The 16,257-nt window shown below is 44.0% G+C and carries 20 protein-coding genes and 1 pseudogene; 13 read left to right on the forward strand and 8 right to left on the reverse strand.

The genetic code is table 11. The features are described from left to right. Window position 1: 1 nt before the first annotated feature. From B5F29_RS04925 to B5F29_RS04935, 3 genes are read right to left on the reverse strand one after another with little or no spacing between them, the layout of a single operon-like run. Window positions 2-925, reverse strand: a complete 924-nt coding sequence (locus B5F29_RS04925; RefSeq protein WP_087153568.1) for a DUF4097 family beta strand repeat-containing protein — start codon at window positions 923-925, stop codon at window positions 2-4. After that, a complete protein-coding gene (locus tag B5F29_RS04930) occupies window positions 922-1,605 on the reverse strand; it encodes a DUF1700 domain-containing protein (RefSeq protein ID WP_087153569.1) in 684 nt (227 codons plus the stop codon). The genes B5F29_RS04925 and B5F29_RS04930 overlap by 4 nt, the downstream gene beginning before the upstream one ends. Then, window positions 1,602-1,925 (reverse strand): PadR family transcriptional regulator, encoded by a 324-nt coding sequence (locus tag B5F29_RS04935; protein ID WP_087153570.1) that lies wholly within the window; start codon window positions 1,923-1,925, stop codon window positions 1,602-1,604. Before B5F29_RS04935 ends, B5F29_RS04930 begins: the two co-directional genes overlap by 4 nt. Window positions 1,926-2,156: 231 nt before the next feature. On the opposite strand from B5F29_RS04935, the gene guaA reads away from it, so the two are divergent. Beyond that, window positions 2,157-3,698, forward strand: coding sequence for a glutamine-hydrolyzing GMP synthase (gene guaA, locus B5F29_RS04940; RefSeq protein WP_087153715.1), 1,542 nt, complete (start codon window positions 2,157-2,159; stop codon window positions 3,696-3,698). Window positions 3,699-3,888: 190 nt separating this feature from the next. Here guaA and B5F29_RS04945 read toward each other — a convergent pair whose 3' ends face one another. Then, window positions 3,889-4,425: a helix-turn-helix domain-containing protein gene (locus B5F29_RS04945; protein WP_087153571.1), complete on the reverse strand. Its 537-nt coding sequence runs from the start codon at window positions 4,423-4,425 to the stop codon at window positions 3,889-3,891. A 212-nt stretch (window positions 4,426-4,637) separates the two neighbouring features. Between B5F29_RS04945 and B5F29_RS04950 the strand changes: the two genes are divergently transcribed. From B5F29_RS04950 to B5F29_RS05000, 11 genes are all read left to right on the forward strand, one after another. After that, window positions 4,638-4,817 carry a helix-turn-helix domain-containing protein gene (locus B5F29_RS04950; RefSeq protein WP_055261463.1) on the forward strand — a complete coding sequence of 60 codons (180 nt, stop codon included), beginning with the start codon at window positions 4,638-4,640 and terminating at the stop codon, window positions 4,815-4,817. Between the two features lie 18 nt (window positions 4,818-4,835). Continuing rightward, window positions 4,836-5,936, forward strand: coding sequence for a site-specific integrase (locus B5F29_RS04955; protein WP_087153572.1), 1,101 nt, complete (start codon window positions 4,836-4,838; stop codon window positions 5,934-5,936). Further along, window positions 5,920-6,243 (forward strand): plasmid mobilization protein, encoded by a 324-nt coding sequence (locus B5F29_RS04960; RefSeq protein ID WP_087153573.1) that lies wholly within the window; start codon window positions 5,920-5,922, stop codon window positions 6,241-6,243. The genes B5F29_RS04955 and B5F29_RS04960 overlap by 17 nt, the downstream gene beginning before the upstream one ends. Beyond that, window positions 6,240-7,370: an AAA family ATPase gene (locus B5F29_RS04965; protein WP_087153574.1), complete on the forward strand. Its 1,131-nt coding sequence runs from the start codon at window positions 6,240-6,242 to the stop codon at window positions 7,368-7,370. The genes B5F29_RS04960 and B5F29_RS04965 overlap by 4 nt, the downstream gene beginning before the upstream one ends. A gap of 100 nt (window positions 7,371-7,470) precedes the next feature. Then, window positions 7,471-7,704, forward strand: coding sequence for a complexin-2 (locus tag B5F29_RS04970; protein ID WP_087153716.1), 234 nt, complete (start codon window positions 7,471-7,473; stop codon window positions 7,702-7,704). A gap of 398 nt (window positions 7,705-8,102) precedes the next feature. After that, window positions 8,103-9,395 carry a plasmid recombination protein gene (locus tag B5F29_RS04975; RefSeq protein WP_087153575.1) on the forward strand — a complete coding sequence of 431 codons (1,293 nt, stop codon included), beginning with the start codon at window positions 8,103-8,105 and terminating at the stop codon, window positions 9,393-9,395. 154 nt (window positions 9,396-9,549) lie between these two features. Continuing rightward, window positions 9,550-10,083 (forward strand): DUF6323 family protein, encoded by a 534-nt coding sequence (locus tag B5F29_RS04980; RefSeq protein ID WP_087153576.1) that lies wholly within the window; start codon window positions 9,550-9,552, stop codon window positions 10,081-10,083. 5 nt (window positions 10,084-10,088) lie between these two features. After that, window positions 10,089-10,922, forward strand: a complete 834-nt coding sequence (locus B5F29_RS04985; RefSeq protein ID WP_087153577.1) for a DUF6179 domain-containing protein — start codon at window positions 10,089-10,091, stop codon at window positions 10,920-10,922. A 262-nt stretch (window positions 10,923-11,184) separates the two neighbouring features. Then, a complete protein-coding gene (locus B5F29_RS04990; protein WP_087153578.1) occupies window positions 11,185-11,994 on the forward strand; it encodes a hypothetical protein in 810 nt (269 codons plus the stop codon). 314 nt (window positions 11,995-12,308) lie between these two features. Further along, window positions 12,309-12,566 (forward strand): type II toxin-antitoxin system HicA family toxin, encoded by a 258-nt coding sequence (locus B5F29_RS04995; RefSeq protein WP_087153579.1) that lies wholly within the window; start codon window positions 12,309-12,311, stop codon window positions 12,564-12,566. Then, entirely contained in the window at window positions 12,550-12,912 is a 363-nt protein-coding gene (locus B5F29_RS05000) for a type II toxin-antitoxin system HicB family antitoxin (protein ID WP_087153580.1), read from the forward strand. Before B5F29_RS04995 ends, B5F29_RS05000 begins: the two co-directional genes overlap by 17 nt. 241 nt (window positions 12,913-13,153) lie before the next feature. On the opposite strand, the gene B5F29_RS05005 is transcribed toward B5F29_RS05000, so the two are convergent. The 4 genes and pseudogenes from B5F29_RS05005 to B5F29_RS17145 all read right to left on the reverse strand — a co-directional run. After that, entirely contained in the window at window positions 13,154-14,032 is an 879-nt protein-coding gene (locus B5F29_RS05005; protein ID WP_087153581.1) for a MerR family transcriptional regulator, read from the reverse strand. Between the two features lie 138 nt (window positions 14,033-14,170). Next, window positions 14,171-14,947: a nucleoside phosphorylase gene (locus tag B5F29_RS05010; RefSeq protein ID WP_087153582.1), complete on the reverse strand. Its 777-nt coding sequence runs from the start codon at window positions 14,945-14,947 to the stop codon at window positions 14,171-14,173. A gap of 5 nt (window positions 14,948-14,952) precedes the next feature. Next, complete coding sequence (locus tag B5F29_RS17020; protein ID WP_330397527.1) at window positions 14,953-15,273, reverse strand: TetR family transcriptional regulator C-terminal domain-containing protein; 321 nt, start codon at window positions 15,271-15,273, stop codon at window positions 14,953-14,955. Between the two features lie 147 nt (window positions 15,274-15,420). Beyond that, window positions 15,421-15,537: pseudogene (locus B5F29_RS17145) on the reverse strand (TetR/AcrR family transcriptional regulator); the annotation flags it as partial. A gap of 295 nt (window positions 15,538-15,832) precedes the next feature. Here B5F29_RS17145 and B5F29_RS05020 point away from each other — a divergent pair. Then, window positions 15,833-16,249: a YjdF family protein gene (locus tag B5F29_RS05020; protein ID WP_087153583.1), complete on the forward strand. Its 417-nt coding sequence runs from the start codon at window positions 15,833-15,835 to the stop codon at window positions 16,247-16,249. Window positions 16,250-16,257 lie beyond the last annotated feature (8 nt).

Here is a 16,257-nt window from a genome sequence, read left to right on the forward strand (position 1 = left end):
ATTATTCCTCCTCGCTGAAATTTAAGTCCAGATTGCCAAGCGCACAGTACGCGTATATATGGCATGCCGCCTGATTATCCTGATTAATATGGCAGCCTGCAGGATCATGGTTTTCTCCATGATGATATCCGTGATGCTGTCCTCCCAGCCGGGCCTGCCCCAGGTCACAGACCAGTTCATAGTTGTAATCCTGTTCCCTTCCTCCGGCAAGAACAGAGGCGTTGCCCATGGCGCAGTTCAGATTCAGATCCGGGCCTTCATAGTATCCAAGATCTACATCCCCGCAGGAAGCATCGATAGACGCGCTCCGGGAAACCTGGAGCCGGTCCAGATCCACGTCGCCCAGATCAAAATGGAGATCCAGATCTCCTGCGGACACAGAGTCTGCTTCCATAGATCCCAGGCTGCAATAAACCGTGACTGTATCAGCGGATAAGGATTCTGCATCGATCTCTCCGAGGTCCAGGGAGATGTCCAGGGTATCCAGTGTCTCTCGCGGAACCAGAAGAGTGAGACGGAGCGCCTGATCCGGGTAAGCGGCAGCGTCATCCCCGAAAATTTCCCGGTGATCCTCCAGAATCAGATCTTCACCGTACTGCTCACAGGAAAAAGTATCCTGCGTGTTGGAAGCGGACAGAGAAATAAAAGACTCTTCGTGGGTACGGATCTGCAGCTCACAGGCGGAGAAATCCAGCGTCAGATTTTTCACGTTCTGATAATCCTGCATTTCTTTTCCGTATGGTTCGGAACTGACGATAGATGAACCGGGAGTCCCATGTGTGAACCGGAGTATGCCCGGGAGGCGGGACAGCCCCCGGAATACGGACGGCCCTCCGCCCAGCGCCATGCCGACGCCCAGTCCGGCGATACCCAGCACGGCAAGGATGCCTGCCGCTGCCAGAGATATTTTAACTGCGGTTTTCATGCGATAACACCTGCCTTTCTAAGAGGAAACGATATTAACTTTACGATGGCGCGGATCAGCCACGGGACCAGTTTGATCCCGACGGCTACTACCAGTAAAGTAACCAGAATCCCGACTGCCAGCAGCAGGCACCCCACTCCGCTGAGGCAAAGCCCCAGGGCGGGAGTAAAGAATATCCGCCAGATCCCGTAGCCGATCAGGACGACGCCGGTGATCAGAAACGCTATACACAGGGCTACCGCGCCGACAGCCATGCCTGCTATGCCAAAGACGACGAGCAGGATCAGTCCGAGTGCAATGCATCCAAGAGGTATGATGACGGGAAGCAAGAGGATACAGAGCAGAATAATACTCAGAATCTTCCAGAAATTGGGCTGTTTCCGTTGTTTCCCGGACGGCTCGCCCGCGGCAGTGCCTTTTGGCGTCAGATTCTGGTGTTCCTGAAACCGGGAATCCGCATAGCCGGTTTCTGTATATTCTCCGTCGGCGTCTGACATGCCGGCTTTGATGGTCCGGGCCACCTGCTCCGGACTCCCCAGTTCTTCGATGATCTGCGCTTCATTTTCCGCGCCTGCGTCGTCGAAATAATCATTGTAATATTGGAGAGCTTCCTCGCGTTCATTTTCCGATATGTCCTGCAGGAGCTCTTCCAGACGCTTCATAAATTCTTGTCTGTTCATTCTGCATGTCTCCCCGTGAATATTTTCGTAATTCTGTTTGAATACCTTTCCCACTCGGCTCGGTATAAATTAAGCTGCGCCAGTCCGGCTTCTGTGATTTTATAGTAGCGCCGGTTGCGTCCGCCGAACTCCCGGTCGTAGACTTCCAGGCATCCGTCACGCTGAAGTCTGCGAAGAACCGGATACAGAGTGGATTCGGATATGTCAATGGCCTGGCGGACGTCCTGGGTGATCTTGTAGCCGTAGGTCCCGTCTTCGTCCATGGATACGACTGCCAGCACAATGGCATCCAGGAGCGCCGCGCCTGTGTTGAATACCATGCAACCCTCTCCTTTATTAATGATTTTATAATATTATATGATGTATAATATAATACTGTCAACAGTATTAAGAAAATCTTCAGAATCTTAAGAATTGACGCTGCAGATGAGACAGTATTTGTGGATTTAAACATGGACCATTTGATGAAAGGGATTTTATCACCCGGACTTGTCAAGGAGGTAGACATCACTTATAATGACAGGAGAGAAAACGATGAGGAGGAAACTGGTTTGGCAAGAGAGATGGTCATTGTGCTGGATTTCGGCGGTCAGTACAATCAGCTGATTGCCCGGAGAGTCCGGGAATGCAATGTTTACTGTGAAGTACATCCCTACACCATGAGCCTGGACAAGATCCGGGAGCTGAATCCGAAGGGAATCATATTTACCGGAGGTCCGAACAGTGTGTATGATGAGACTTCCCCGCATTACCAGAAAGAAATATTTGAGATCGGAGTGCCGATCCTGGGGATCTGCTATGGTTCCCAGCTGATGGCATATACCCTGGGCGGAGAGGTGAAGACCGCTCCGGTCAGCGAATACGGTTATACCGAGACGGAAGTGGATACTTCTTCCATATTATTTAAGGATGTGGAGCCGTCCACGGTAGTATGGATGAGTCATACAGATTATATCGCGCAGGTGCCGGAAGGATTCCGTGTGACCGCACACACCCCGGTCTGCCCGGTGGCGGCCATGGAGTGCGCGGAGCGCAAGCTGTACGCGACGCAGTTCCATCCGGAAGTGATGCACACCAAAGAAGGCCAGAAAATGCTGAGAAATTTCGTGTACGATGTATGCGGATGCAGCGGCGACTGGCAGATGGGATCGTTTGTAGAAGAGACGATCCGGCAGATCCGCGAAAAAGTGGGTACGGGCAAGGTGCTTTGCGCCCTGTCCGGCGGGGTGGATTCCTCCGTGGCGGCGGTTCTGATGTCCAAGGCGATCGGCAAGCAGCTCACCTGCGTATTTGTGGATCATGGCCTGCTCCGCAAAAATGAAGGGGACGAGGTGGAAGCGGTATTCGGACCGGACGGCCCCTATGAACTGAATTTTATCCGTGTCAATGCGCAGCAGAGGTATTATGACAAGTTGAAAGGCGTCACAGAGCCGGAGGCAAAGCGCAAGATCATCGGCGAAGAGTTCATCCGTGTCTTTGAGGAAGAGGCAAAGAAGATCGGCGCCGTGGATTTCCTGGTACAGGGAACCATCTATCCGGATGTGATCGAGTCCGGCCTCGGAAAATCCGCCGTGATCAAATCCCACCACAATGTGGGCGGCCTTCCGGACGTGGTGGATTTCAAAGAGATCATCGAGCCGCTGCGGATGCTGTTCAAGGACGAAGTCCGCAAGGCGGGTCTGGAACTGGGTATTCCGGAGAACCTGGTATACCGTCAGCCGTTCCCCGGTCCCGGCCTGGGCATCCGGATCATCGGCGAAGTGACCGAGGAGAAGGTGCGCATCGTCCAGGACGCGGACGCCATCTATCGGGAGGAGATCGCGAAAGCCGGCCTGGACAAAGGTCTGGGACAGTATTTCGCAGGTCTTACCAACATGCGGTCCGTGGGCGTCATGGGAGATTTCAGAACCTATGATTACGCGGTGGCGCTGCGCGCGGTGAACACCAGCGACTTTATGACGGCGGAATGCGCGGAGATCCCGTATGAGGTGCTGTTCAAGGTGACGAGCAGGATCATCAATGAGGTTAAGGGCGTGAACAGGGTAATGTATGATTTGACTAGTAAGCCGCCGGGGACGATTGAGTTTGAGTGATGAAATGAACTCTAAAAACCCAGTGTTTATACGGGATACAAGCAAATTTGTTTAAGCGCTGGCAACGATTTGGCAACACTTCGGGTATCATTCATTAAATAACAGAATACTTCAATAACAGAAAAACCTTACTGATTTTCAGAAATGAAGCTGAAAGTCGGTAAGGTTTTTTTGATCGGTAAGGAAAGTACTATTTGTCCGGTTTAAGCCTGTCTTTGAACGCTTCTACGAGATAGTCACTGAGTTCCTTTGAAGGCGAAACTTTGTGCCAGTGTCCGGATGTATCCAGTGCAGGATAATTATACCGCCACTGGTCGTATTCCTCTTTGGTTATTTCTCCCTGCTCCAGACGGGCAGCCTGTTCCCGCCATGCGTGGAACATATCAAACATAGTCGAGTAAGTAGAGCCGCTGAATTTATCTAACCGCAGACATACTTCTCCGTCGATTTCTCCGACTTTCAGACCATACATATCTTCCAGAGCAAAGAGTGTGTGCATAAGACCAAGGTAGCTGTCTATATCCGGCACGTCGATTGCCCGTGGACTGACATCAAAGACGTGAGCCATTTCTTTGACGAGATCGAGTTTGGGTTTTCTGGCTTCGGATTCGTATTGCGCTATACGGACATCAGAGGTCTTTCCGAGAAAGCCGAGAATTTCACCGAGTTGTTTTTGTGTCATGCTTTTCCGATTACGGAAAAAGCGGATTCGCTTGCCGATTGCCATAATAAAACCTCCGTTGCAGTTATAGTGATACAATCATTTTGACTTAAACAAATTTGTTGAATTTAGTATAGCATGACACAATAGGAATAGCAAGAAGAAACTTAAATAAAAAAAGTTAATATTTTTCTGTAAGCCACTTGACTTAACGGAATTTATTTAGTATTATACATATAGGCATTAAACAAAAATAGTTAACAGAGGGAGGCGACAGTATGGCAGAAAGATCATTTATGACAGTGGAAGAAGTGGCAGAGGAATTGCGTGTGTCAAAGTCAAAAGCCTACCAGATTGTGCGAGAACTGAATGCAGAATTACAGAAACAGGGCTATCTGACAGTGGCGGGACGTGTGAGCGCTACATTTTTTCATAAAAAGGTTTGTTACAGCGATTGACGGAAAGGAGATGATGAAATGGCTGTATACAAAGATAACGCTACGGGAACGTGGCGGGTAATCTATCGTTTCACGAACTGGAAAGGGGAGCGGAAGCAGACACAGAAACGGGGATTTGCTACAAAGAGAGAAGCACTAGCGTGGGAGCATGAGGTCATGCTGAAACAGGGAGCGAAACTGGATATGACGTTTGCCAGTTTCTTTGAGATTTATGAAGCTGACAAAAAGCAGCGGGTGAAAGAAAGCACATGGGAATCCAAAAGCCATGTAATCCGCACAAAGATTTTACCGTATTTCGGGAACCGAAAGATAGCAGAGATTGAAGCAAAGGACGTTATTGCATGGCAGAATGAACTGATGGCATACCGGGACGAGAAAGGAAAGCCTTATTCAGCGGATTATCTGAAAACGATACACGCCCAGCTGACAGCGATTTTCAACCATGCGGTAAACTTCTATAATCTGCCCTACAATCCGGCAAGGAGAGCTGGAACAATGGGAAATGAGGTTCCGAAAGAAATGAACTTCTGGACGAAAGAAGAATATCTGAAATTTTCCGAAGCCATGATGGATAAGCCCCGTTCCTATTATGCCTTTGAAATGCTTTACTGGTGTGGAATCCGTTCTGGCGAGCTTCTGGCTCTTACGCCTGCTGATTTTGATTTTGAGAAGCAGACGGTCACGATCAGCAAGACGTACCACCGTTCCAAAGGACGTGACATTATCACAAGCCCAAAAACGAAAAAGAGTAACCGTACAATTAAAATGCCGCCATTTCTCTGCGAAGAAATGCAGGAATATATCAAAATGCTGTATGATATTCAGCCAGACGAGAGAATGTTTACGGTCACAAAATCCTATCTCAACCACGAAATGGAGCGAGGGGCGAAGCAGGCAGGTGTAAAGAAGATACGGGTGCATGATATTCGTCACAGCGCAGTTTCTCTGTTAATTAACATGGGATTTTCTGTGCTGGCGATTGGGGAGCGCATGGGGCATGAGGCAGAGAAAATCACCTACCGCTATGCGCACCTGTTCCCTACGGTGCAGACGCAAATGGCGGAGCAACTGGAAATGGAGAGAATGACAAAGGAGAACACAAATGGAAAGAACACTTGATTACAAAGGGCGATGGCGCAATCATACAGTAGCGTTCCGGGTATCGGACGAGGAAGCAAAGCTGATTAACGATTTGGTTGCACCGTCCGGTCTGACAAAGCAGGATTATATCACAAGGCGTCTGCTGTGCCGGGACGTAGTAGTACAGGGTAATCCGAGGGTGTATAAGGCTCTGAAAAATCAGATGGCTGCTATCTATGAAGAATTAAAGCGGCTGAAAACATTAAGCCCTGACAATGATGAGCTGCTCTACACGCTGCAGGTAATCGCAATCACATTATACGGTTTGAAAGGAGAAGATGAATGACAGAAAAAATGAAAACGACTGCTCCCGTATCATCTGTTGGCGCAGATGGGGCGCAGCCGAATATAAAAAAACACAATGAAATTATAGCAAATGAAACAGCACAAATCAATCTGCAAGCCGCACAAAACCTGGAGAAATCCGGAAACGGCAGGCTTCAGACCATTTCCATGACGGAATTGTATGATACGGTCTACCCACCGAGAACGCCCATTGTAGAAGGATTCCTTTATGGTGGTACTTATCTCTTTGTAGGGGCACCGAAAGTAGGAAAATCATTTTTTATGGGGCAGCTTGCCTACCATGTGGCAATGGGGATCTCTTTATGGGATTATACCGTCCGAAAAGGGACGGTGCTGTATCTGGCGTTGGAAGACGATTACGCAAGGCTTCAGCGGCGGCTCTCCGGCATGTTTGGTGTGGAATGTGCGGATAATCTGTATTTTGCGACACAGGCAAAAACCTTGAATGAGGGATTAGACAGGCAATTAGAGGAATTCCTGAAAGAGCATACTGACGCAAGGCTGATTATCATTGACACGCTCCAGAAAGTACGTGAGGTCGGCGGGGACAGGTACAGCTATTCCAGCGATTATGAGATTGTGACAAAGCTAAAATCTTTCAGCGACAAATACGGTATCTGCCTGTTAGTGGTACATCATACACGTAAGCTGGAATCTGAGGATAGCTTTGAGATGATCTCCGGAACAAACGGGCTTCTTGGAGCGGCAGACGGGGCGTTCATTATGCACAAGAAAAAGCGCACTGACAATCTGGCAGTGCTGGATGTTGTGGGACGTGACCAGCCGGATCAGGAACTGACCATAGAGTTTGACCGGGAGCATTGTGTCTGGAAATTTAAGAAGGCAGAGACGGAGTTGTGGAAACAGCCGCCGAATCCATTGCTGGAAGCAATCAACAACTTTCTGACAGAAGACAAGCCGGAATGGGAGGGAACAGCAACGGAACTTGCAGGTCAGCTGACAGATATACAGATACAGGCGAATGTCTTGTCCAGAAAGCTGAATGTAGCTAACAGCCAACTGCTCAACGATTATGGGATTTTTTATAATAACAAGCGGGGGCATGAAAGGAAAATTATTCTTAAACGGCTTGAGTCGAAAGAGTAAAAGCGACGATATGCGACGGTTGCGACGGTATTTTTTACAGCGGGCTGGTATGGAAAATATCGACGCTACCGACGCAAACCGACGCAGAAAGGATGAAGTGATGAAGAACGTGCAAATCCCTTATGAATTATTTGTATCTCTGCTCCGCTATCATCTAATGGAAGATAATGATTGTCTGAATGAAATACGGCAAGGCTTGGCGCAGAAATTGGATTCACTGGTGCGCCATGAATTATATGCGAAATATAAGACTGCGCCCACACAGGAAGATCGGGAAAAAGCCAGACAGGAATATCTGGATAAACGTGGAGTGCCGGACAGTTTCCGCTGGTAGTTTTCCTTTGAGGATAATAAACAGGAGCGTGCCACGCTCCTGTGGATAGCAGACAACGAGAAAGGTATGATTCGATGATATTCAGCCGGAATGGGGAACCCGGAACGTGAACAATTTTTTTTACGAAAGTGAAGCCTGGAGGATTGCCGCACTCAATGAAATTTTTGGGGAAATGGAACTGACGGCGGCAGAAGAAAAGCGGCGGGAACAGTCGCTCCGTCCGTAGGACAGAAAAACTCCCGGCAGGGCGCAAAGGCAGCTTTTGATGGACGGAACGGCTGTCGAAAGTGCTTTTGCGTTACTTTCGGCGAAAGTAACAAAGACTATGCGCCGTATCCGGCGCTGATTACTGCCCGAAAAGGGAGAGAGGAGAGTTATTGAAGAGAACGATCAGTTTTATGACAGGGAAAGGCTCTGTCAACCATAACAGCAGGAAATTCCATGCGAAGAATACAGATCCAGAGAGAAGCCATCTGAATGTGGAGTACTGCAACGAAAATATCAAAGATGTTTATCACGAATTATTTGATGAAGCGTTAGCTCGTTACAATGAAAAACAGACAAGGAATGACCGCAGGATTGACGATTATTACGAAAAAATCCGTTCGGGAAAACAGGAGAAGCCATTTCATGAGATTATCCTGCAGATCGGCGACAGGGAGACAATGGGGGCGGAAACAGAAGAAGGACGGCTGGCGGCAAAGATACTGGACGAATATATGCAGGGGTTCCAGAGAAGAAATCCCACATTAAGAGTGTTTTCTGCTCATCTTCATATGGATGAGGCAACGCCACATCTGCATATAGATTTTGTGCCATATACGACAGGAAGCAAACGAGGGCTGGATACAAGAGTATCTCTGAAACAGGCCTTAATGGCTCTCGGATTTAAAGGAGGCACCAGACAGGAAACAGAATTAAATCAGTGGGTGAGGGCTGAAAAGCAGCAACTTGCCGCAATTATGCTCGAACACGGAATTGAATGGGAACAAAAAGGCACACATGAAAAGCATTTGTCCTTGTTGGATTTTGAAAAAAAGGAGAGGGCAAAGGAAGTTACTATGCTTGAAAAACAGAAATCAGAGTTGGAAGAGCATAATGCCATCATGCAGGAAGTCAACGAAAAATATCTTGATCAGTTGGGGCAGGTTGAGAAGGATATATTTTCAGCACAGGAAAGCCGGGAAGAGGTTGATAAGCAGGCAGAACAGGCAAAGAAAAAGGCAGCGCAATATGAGAAAAGGCTGACGGAGATTGCCCCTATGGTAAAAGAGATGGAGAGGTTTGCAGAGAAATATTCTGCTGATCCAGAAGAGGTACTGCCAGAGGCAGGAACACTGGAACCGGGAAAATCTTACCGTGAGAAAAAGGCAAAGCCGCTGATAAAGAAGATTGTGACGGTACTGCGGTCAGTCTATCGGGCTTATCTCGATCTTTCCAGAAAATTCAGTGATCTGCAAAGGTCATATGAAAGAGCATGGGATAAGGTCAATTCCCTGACTGTCCGTGTAGAGGAACTTTGGAATGAGAATAGAGCGCTAAAGGAAAAAATAGGAGATTTTAACCGGGTAGAACGGGCTTTGGGACGAGATACAGTCAAAACAATTATTTTGAGAGAAAAAAGGCTGGAAGAAGAAAAAAGAGTGCAGAAGCGAAAGCAAAAAAGAAAGATGGACAGGGATGCCAGATAATAAAAAAGATATAAAATAAAGGGGGAACAGATTTAAAACTGCTCCCTTTTTCCATTATTATAATACCACAAAATTGCTCTGAAAACAAGACTACCAATGCTTTGGAGGCGGTGCTATAATTCTTTTCCAAATACGAAGATGGGGAGGGGTTCTTTTGGACAAGGACTGGATGGTTTTATTAAAGGGACAAAATCAACTGAGTAATGTGATTAAAACAAACGAGACAACGGAACGGTTTGGACTTTCCTTAACAGAGGAAGACGCTAAATTGATTTTAGCGGAACGGAAAAACGCACTGGCGGAACAAAAAAGAATTGAGCTTGGTGAAGGAATTGCGACAAAAATCATTTATGAATTTTGCGATTCTGAGTACATTCATCAAAGCAATTATGTAGAAACAATTATTCGATTGCAGGAAATATTTTATCTATATAAAAATGAAATGCATGATGAAATTACAGATGATGAACTTCTCCATTTAATGAAAGAACAGTTTGAAAATATATGTTTTGGCGATTTGGATTATTTAGAGAGTACCTGCCTTGCTAATTTTGCAGAAGCAATCCGGGCTGGCTACGAAGGATATAAAAGTTCGGACGGCTATGGAGAATATTCAAAATTTGATGATGTAAAGAGATGGGATTATGACTTGTATCTTGAAACCCTGAAAGAACTCTGTTGGAGGTAAATCTGATGGACTATGAAATGGAAGAATTAGTGCCGATTGTGGGCAAGCTGGCTGAGAAATATACATCACATGAAAGTACATCCATAACCTACGAAAAAGCAGAACAGCTTATGGGGGCTGTCTTATATTGTATTCACGAATTATGGGAAAGCAGTGGAAATGCGCCGTCCCTAAATGAAAAAATACCAGCGCAGAGAGCGTATGAAATAGGTGCGGAATATGTTGAGAAAAAGACAGAAGAAGCACTGGATTTATATAACAGGATTCTGCCGGAATTTTGTCACTATGAAAATAAATGTCTGTATGATACTTTTGTTAAAGGGATACCAGAATTTTTCAAGTGGTATGATATCCAATTTGAACCTCAAAATACAATTTTGACTCTTGATTATCCTATACTGAAAGATATTTCAGAATATACAGGAATAGATAAGATTTTTGAATTTATCAAGGCTATTGGTCTGGAACAAAAATTTTTGAAATTATTTCCTGCAGGTTACGTTATAAATGTCTTGTCAAAGGATAACGGAAATTGGAAGGAATCAATGGATAATATATGTGAAATAGTTTTTATCCATGTAATAGGACATATAATACTGGGGAAATCCTTGACAGTAATTGAGTTGGAAGAAGCCGATTATTTTTATATGCAGGAGATGTTTGAACAGACTGATTTGGAGGATATAAAAAAACACTTGGAGGCTGCATTTGAAATTTTTATAAAGAATTACTATGAAAATGACAGAGAACTTTTGAATTATCTTTCAGAGTCTATCGGTGGTATCGTTGCCCGTTTGAAAAATGCTGCTGATAATAAAGTGCTTCGCAATATGATTTAACGCTTGTAGTTATCCAATAAGTGTTTTTAAATTGGCATTTGGTAAGAATTTTAGAGTGATATAATGAAGATATGAAATGTTTTAATACTTATACCTAGAAATGTATTCCTACCGTGTAACAATTCAGAAATAGGTTGTCAATCTTGGTCAATTTGTTATAATAAAGTCGTGGCAGAATTTTTATAAAATAGTCTGTTGCATTTAATAGTATGCCAATTCTTTAATTTGGTTGCTAAAGGATGAATTCTAAGAAGGTAAAATTATGTTTGGAAAAAGGGAAAATTCAGTAGAAGAGTTACAAGAAAAAGAAGCTGATGTGATGGATATTTTAAGTAAAATGATTGAACTTGAGAAAGAGAAACATAAAGTAAGTCCCATAAAGATAACGGTATGTATTGTTGGGGGCATTGCAACGATTATGTTTGTTGCTCTTCTGTGTTACAGGTTAATCAAGACGGACTTTTCTTTTGATAGTATATTATCTATTTTATTAGCATTTTTCTCTATTTTTATTTCAATTTTCTTTTATTTTAAAGCAGATGAAACAAGTACAAATTTTTATAACTCATCTTATGAATTTATGAAAGATATTTCTGTTACTTTAGGAAAAATAGAGGAGAGATTTGGGGAAAAATTAAATAGTCTTAACGATAAGGTATCTCATTTGGATAGGATTAGTTCGGAAGCTAGTGAGGAGATTGAGGATAAAAAAGATGATAAGGATAGTATTCTTAATGATCTAATGGATAAAGCAAACTTGAATGAAGAAGAAAGAAATAAATATAAAAAAGAACTTGAAGAAAAAGATAATGAAATAGAATGGTTGAGAAGAAATAAATTTAGAGCAGAAAGAGAAGCAAGGGCATTAAGGAGAAGAATTTCTGAGGTGGAAGATGAAAAAAATAATATAAGAATTCCAACAAAAAGCATGCTTGAGAATCTTTTAGTAACACATAACACAAGTCGCTTTTCAGCAGCAGGTATGCATAATTTGCGCAAGTTGGGAATTATAGATGAAAATGGTAACGTTAGTGAGGAGACCATTCTTGAAATGCTAAATAGTAACTATTAACGCGTGGCAACATTTTGGCAACGGAAAATCAGTAAAGCAAAATAAATGATGTAATTGAAGTAAAAAACGGTGTGGATTAATACTAAACTTAAACAAATATAGTTAACAACAACGAAGAACACGCCGAGTTTGAATAATTACATTTTTACTCAGATTACATTAAATGGCAGATATTCTACGGGTATCTGCCATTTGATATATGGCATATGGTTATAGTTTTAAAAAGATTTTTTGTTGCCAGTGCGGATAAATTATCATACACATTATTGACACCAAATATGACACCACATATAATGTAAACAGGAGGTATTCAAATGTCAAAATGGGATAAACTATTAGTGCGTATCTGCACTTTATCGAGAGACCTCCGGTTTGATGAGCTGCGGAAAGTATTAGAAAGTTACGGTTACAAAATGAATGCTCCAAGAAGTGGGAGTAGTCATTATACATTTCGAAAATCTGGATGTCAGCCAATTACGATACCAAAGCATGAACCAATTAAGAAGGTTTATGTGGAACTTGTGAGACAGGTTGTAGAAAGTGAGGCGAGAAATGATGAAGACGCTGAATGATTATATGAAGATGTCTTATCGAATGGAAATCGTAGAAGATAAAGATGAAGGCGGATATGTGGTTTCTTATCCTGATCTGCCGGGCTGTATTACATGTGGACAGACGATTGAAGCTGCGGTTGCAAATGCGGTAGACGCCAAGAAGGCATGGATTGAAGCTGCACTGGAAGAAGGAATTGAGATTCACGAACCGGATAATTTAGAAGATTATTCCGGACAATTTAAACTAAGAATTCCTCGGAGTCTGCATCGGTCTCTGGCAGAGCATTCTAAAAGAGAAGGGATCAGTATGAATCAGTACTGTGTGTACCTCCTTTCTAAGAATGACGCAGTTTATTCAAAATAGAGAAGTCTACTGCAGTGGAACATATAAGATGAGTGGCAACATTTTGGCGACAGAAAATCAGTAAACCAAAATAATTGATGTAATTGAAGTAAATATCAGCATGAATTCGCGCAAAACTTAAACAAATATAGTTAATAACATCAAAGAACACGCCGAGTTTGAATAACGGACAGAACCCCGGAAATGCTGATAAAATGGGCATTTCCGGGGTCGATTTATGTCTGTTGGTTCTAAAATGGCTCTAATTGTTTTCTGCGAAGTTATTTTCGGAATAATAGCGGAAGGCTTTCACAATATATTCACTGCTTCCTGCACCATGTTTTGTGTCAAATACTTTGCTAAGATAATCATTAGAATAAGTGTCAATCATCATTCGGCAGTAATTTTCCGCACTTCCAACCAGCAGTTTTGAGGTAGTGGTTTGTATGCTGGCTATGATTTCCTCTACAATGCTTTGAACCGGTTCCGAAGCCACATCTTCCCCTTTATGGGAAGCCAGTTTCAAAAATTTATCCTCTGTCCGCATTTCTTCCGTTATCTGTGACTGCCACTTTTCCATAATTTCAGAGAAATGTTCCAGATTATGCTTCATTTCTTCGGTATATTTTTCAATACTGCCAAACTGCTGGATGGCGAGTTTTGCCACATGTTCTTCATCATCTCTAATTTTCTGGATGAACATATCAAAATTTTCAATACTTCCCCAGTGCTGGATAACGGTTTCTGTCTGATTGGATTTGAAATCTTCCAAAGCGTTGATGTAATCAGATAGGTCAAATTCTTTAAAGCTCATACATTGCTCTCCTTTCTCTAAGCGTTCGAGAAGCTGTATAAGCCGGTCAAGACGCCCCCGTTTCAGCAAGAACAGTTCTTTTTGCTTTTTAAAAGCAGCAATCCTGTCAAAATCTGGTTTCTCCAAAATCTCTTTTATTTCTTTTAGTGGAAATCCCAGCTCCTTAAAAAATAAGATTTGTTGTAAGGTCTGTAATGCGTTATCATCATACATTCGATAGCCGGCTGCAGTAAGTTCGCTTGGTTTCAGCAGCCCGATTTCATCATAGTATTGAAGGGCCCGTATGCTGACGCCTGTCAGCTTGGCAACCTGACTTATACTTTTCATCAAAACAGCTCCTCTCAGTAAAGGAAAAACAGGACTGACCGGTCATATCTGTTATGTTTTCCCTGAAAAAAGAATACCGTATCACGCGGCGTGAGAGTCAAGAGAATTTGACGAATATTTTTCCGGATTACCGGACAATTAAGGCTGCCGCATCATCTCCGCCGCTATCTCCAACCCCATCAGAATATACCTGTTGGCCTCCCGGAATCCATAATCAGCGATATCCCGCGGCTCCCATGCCGCAGCGTCCAGATTGTCTGCGCCAAAGAGGAATTGGACAATAGGTATATTCCTGAACTTTGCGACGGCCAGGGATGCCGAGCATTCCATATCGACGGCAAGACAGCCCTGCTCTTTCCGCTGTTTGATAAGGTCTGGGGTCTCCCGGTAAATTCCGTCTGTGGTCCAGATTTTTCCAAGGACATAGGGGATGCGGTGTTTTTCAAAACAGTGCCTGGCAATATTTACAGAGGTGGTCTCCGCAGTGATTTCCTCGCTTTTTTCAATATAATGGTAGCTGGTGCCTTCATCTCTGATCGCGGAGGTCGGAATGATCATTTTGTTTTCGGCTGCAGACTGATTGAGAATGCCGCAGCTTCCGAATTGTATGATTTTTTTCGCGCCTAATGCGATCACTTCTTCCAGTCCTGCCACGCAGGCGGGAGCGCCGACACGGGAAAGGAACAGGCCTATAGACAGATTCTGATATCTGACTTCATAGACGGGCAGCATGCCATTGGCGGTGCAGAGTTCAGCAATTACCTGAGCATTATGATTTGTGACAAATTCGGTAATGATGTTTTGTGAGAAGGTAGTGATACAGATTTCCGGGAATCCGGGCAAGGGCATCACACAGTCAGAAGGATTGATAAAAGCGGTTGCTTCTTGACTAAATTCATCGAAAATAGTTGCCATGGCATTTACTCCTTTACGATTATTTTTCGGATCTGTTCTATGATCCCCTGCGGGATCTCCTCATTGATGGGCATGAGCTTACTGTACATCCGTACGCCCTGGTAGGAAAATATGATTAAATCAAATACCGGCCGGATATCTACAAGGTTAAATTCTCCCGTCTGGATACCATAGTCCAGTAAATTTTTCCATGCCTTGAAGGATGCAAGGTATTGCGCGTACAGTTCATTTTCTGTTTCTGAAACGTCTGCAATGGAAAAATATTCATAGATTGCCAGACTTAATGAAGCCTGGCCGTCCAGCATTTCTGCTTTGTATTTCTCCAAAACCTCATTTAATATTTCCTTTGCCGGTATATTTTGCGCTATTTTTTCTGAAAAAGTATCTTCCTGCCGACTCATAAAGTCATTTATGATTTCCTTGAAAATTTCCTGAGTACTTTCATAATGGCAATATAAACCGCCGCGGCTCAATGATGCCGCTTCGCAGATATCTTTCATTGTAACCTGTTTAAAGCCCTTGCTGGCAAATAAGCCGCAGGCACATTTTTTTATAAGTTTTCTGGTCTCTTCTCCTCGTTTATTTATCATATCGCACCGTCACTTTCCGACACATATGTCTGAAAATAATTATACGACACGAATGTCGTAAAGTCAATGGAGAAGAGCACCTGTTTATCAGCGAATCATGGATTCTTTGGATTTCTTGTTTGTGGATAAATAGACAGAACTATGGTAAGATCAAAGTGCAAAGATAAAAACGCAACGTAAGAGATGTCTCTTACAGAGCCGGTAGGTAGCCCGGCCGCACCTTATGGTGTAAGTAACCCTCCCTCCTTAGGGTCGTCCATTCTTTGTTCATTATATTTTTTAAGGAGGAATTGTCATGGACAAAGTATCGGGCAGATTGACAGTATTTTTTGAGGAACCATTCTGGGTAGGTGTTTTTGAACGCATATCGGAGGGCGGGTTATCCGCATGCAAGGTCACATTTGGTGCGGAACCGAAAGATTATGAGATATATGACTTTGTTCTGAAAAAATACGGTCGGCTGCGATTCAGTCCGGCTGTGGCAACTGATGTAAGAGAGGCGGGGCGCAATCCTAAACGGGTGCAGAGGGAAGCGCGAAAACAGGTAGAGAGCACTGGAATAGGTACAAAATCGCAGCAGGCTTTGAAATTACAGCAGGAGCAGTGGAAAACGGAGCGGAAGAATGCGAACCGGGAAAGGCGGGAAGCAGAGAAAGAGCGTAAGTTTGAGCTGAAACAGCAGAAAAGGAAAGAGAAGCATAGGGGCAGGTAACAAAGCCC

The sequence above is a fragment of the Lachnoclostridium sp. An196 genome, assembly GCF_002160135.1.
Classification (GTDB): Bacteria; Bacillota; Clostridia; order Lachnospirales; family Lachnospiraceae; genus Hominiventricola; species Hominiventricola avistercoris.

What these genes read in the sequence shown, in the direction of transcription:
- B5F29_RS04955 (WP_087153572.1), top strand. Translation starts at nt 4,836, where the DNA reads ATGGCTGTATACAAAGATAACGCTACGGGAACGTGGCGGGTAATCTAT.
- B5F29_RS04945 (WP_087153571.1), bottom strand. Translation starts at nt 4,425, where the DNA reads ATGGCAATCGGCAAGCGAATCCGCTTTTTCCGTAATCGGAAAAGCATG.
- B5F29_RS04985 (WP_087153577.1), top strand. Translation starts at nt 10,089, where the DNA reads ATGGACTATGAAATGGAAGAATTAGTGCCGATTGTGGGCAAGCTGGCT.
- B5F29_RS04935 (WP_087153570.1), bottom strand. Translation starts at nt 1,925, where the DNA reads ATGGTATTCAACACAGGCGCGGCGCTCCTGGATGCCATTGTGCTGGCA.
- B5F29_RS04975 (WP_087153575.1), top strand. Translation starts at nt 8,103, where the DNA reads ATGACAGGGAAAGGCTCTGTCAACCATAACAGCAGGAAATTCCATGCG.
- B5F29_RS05020 (WP_087153583.1), top strand. Translation starts at nt 15,833, where the DNA reads ATGGACAAAGTATCGGGCAGATTGACAGTATTTTTTGAGGAACCATTC.
- B5F29_RS04995 (WP_087153579.1), top strand. Translation starts at nt 12,309, where the DNA reads ATGTCAAAATGGGATAAACTATTAGTGCGTATCTGCACTTTATCGAGA.
- B5F29_RS05010 (WP_087153582.1), bottom strand. Translation starts at nt 14,947, where the DNA reads ATGGCAACTATTTTCGATGAATTTAGTCAAGAAGCAACCGCTTTTATC.
- B5F29_RS04970 (WP_087153716.1), top strand. Translation starts at nt 7,471, where the DNA reads ATGAAGAACGTGCAAATCCCTTATGAATTATTTGTATCTCTGCTCCGC.
- B5F29_RS04950 (WP_055261463.1), top strand. Translation starts at nt 4,638, where the DNA reads ATGGCAGAAAGATCATTTATGACAGTGGAAGAAGTGGCAGAGGAATTG.
- B5F29_RS04925 (WP_087153568.1), bottom strand. Translation starts at nt 925, where the DNA reads ATGAAAACCGCAGTTAAAATATCTCTGGCAGCGGCAGGCATCCTTGCC.
- B5F29_RS04965 (WP_087153574.1), top strand. Translation starts at nt 6,240, where the DNA reads ATGACAGAAAAAATGAAAACGACTGCTCCCGTATCATCTGTTGGCGCA.
- B5F29_RS05000 (WP_087153580.1), top strand. Translation starts at nt 12,550, where the DNA reads ATGAAGACGCTGAATGATTATATGAAGATGTCTTATCGAATGGAAATC.
- B5F29_RS04930 (WP_087153569.1), bottom strand. Translation starts at nt 1,605, where the DNA reads ATGAACAGACAAGAATTTATGAAGCGTCTGGAAGAGCTCCTGCAGGAC.
- B5F29_RS05005 (WP_087153581.1), bottom strand. Translation starts at nt 14,032, where the DNA reads ATGAAAAGTATAAGTCAGGTTGCCAAGCTGACAGGCGTCAGCATACGG.
- B5F29_RS04960 (WP_087153573.1), top strand. Translation starts at nt 5,920, where the DNA reads ATGGAAAGAACACTTGATTACAAAGGGCGATGGCGCAATCATACAGTA.
- B5F29_RS04990 (WP_087153578.1), top strand. Translation starts at nt 11,185, where the DNA reads ATGTTTGGAAAAAGGGAAAATTCAGTAGAAGAGTTACAAGAAAAAGAA.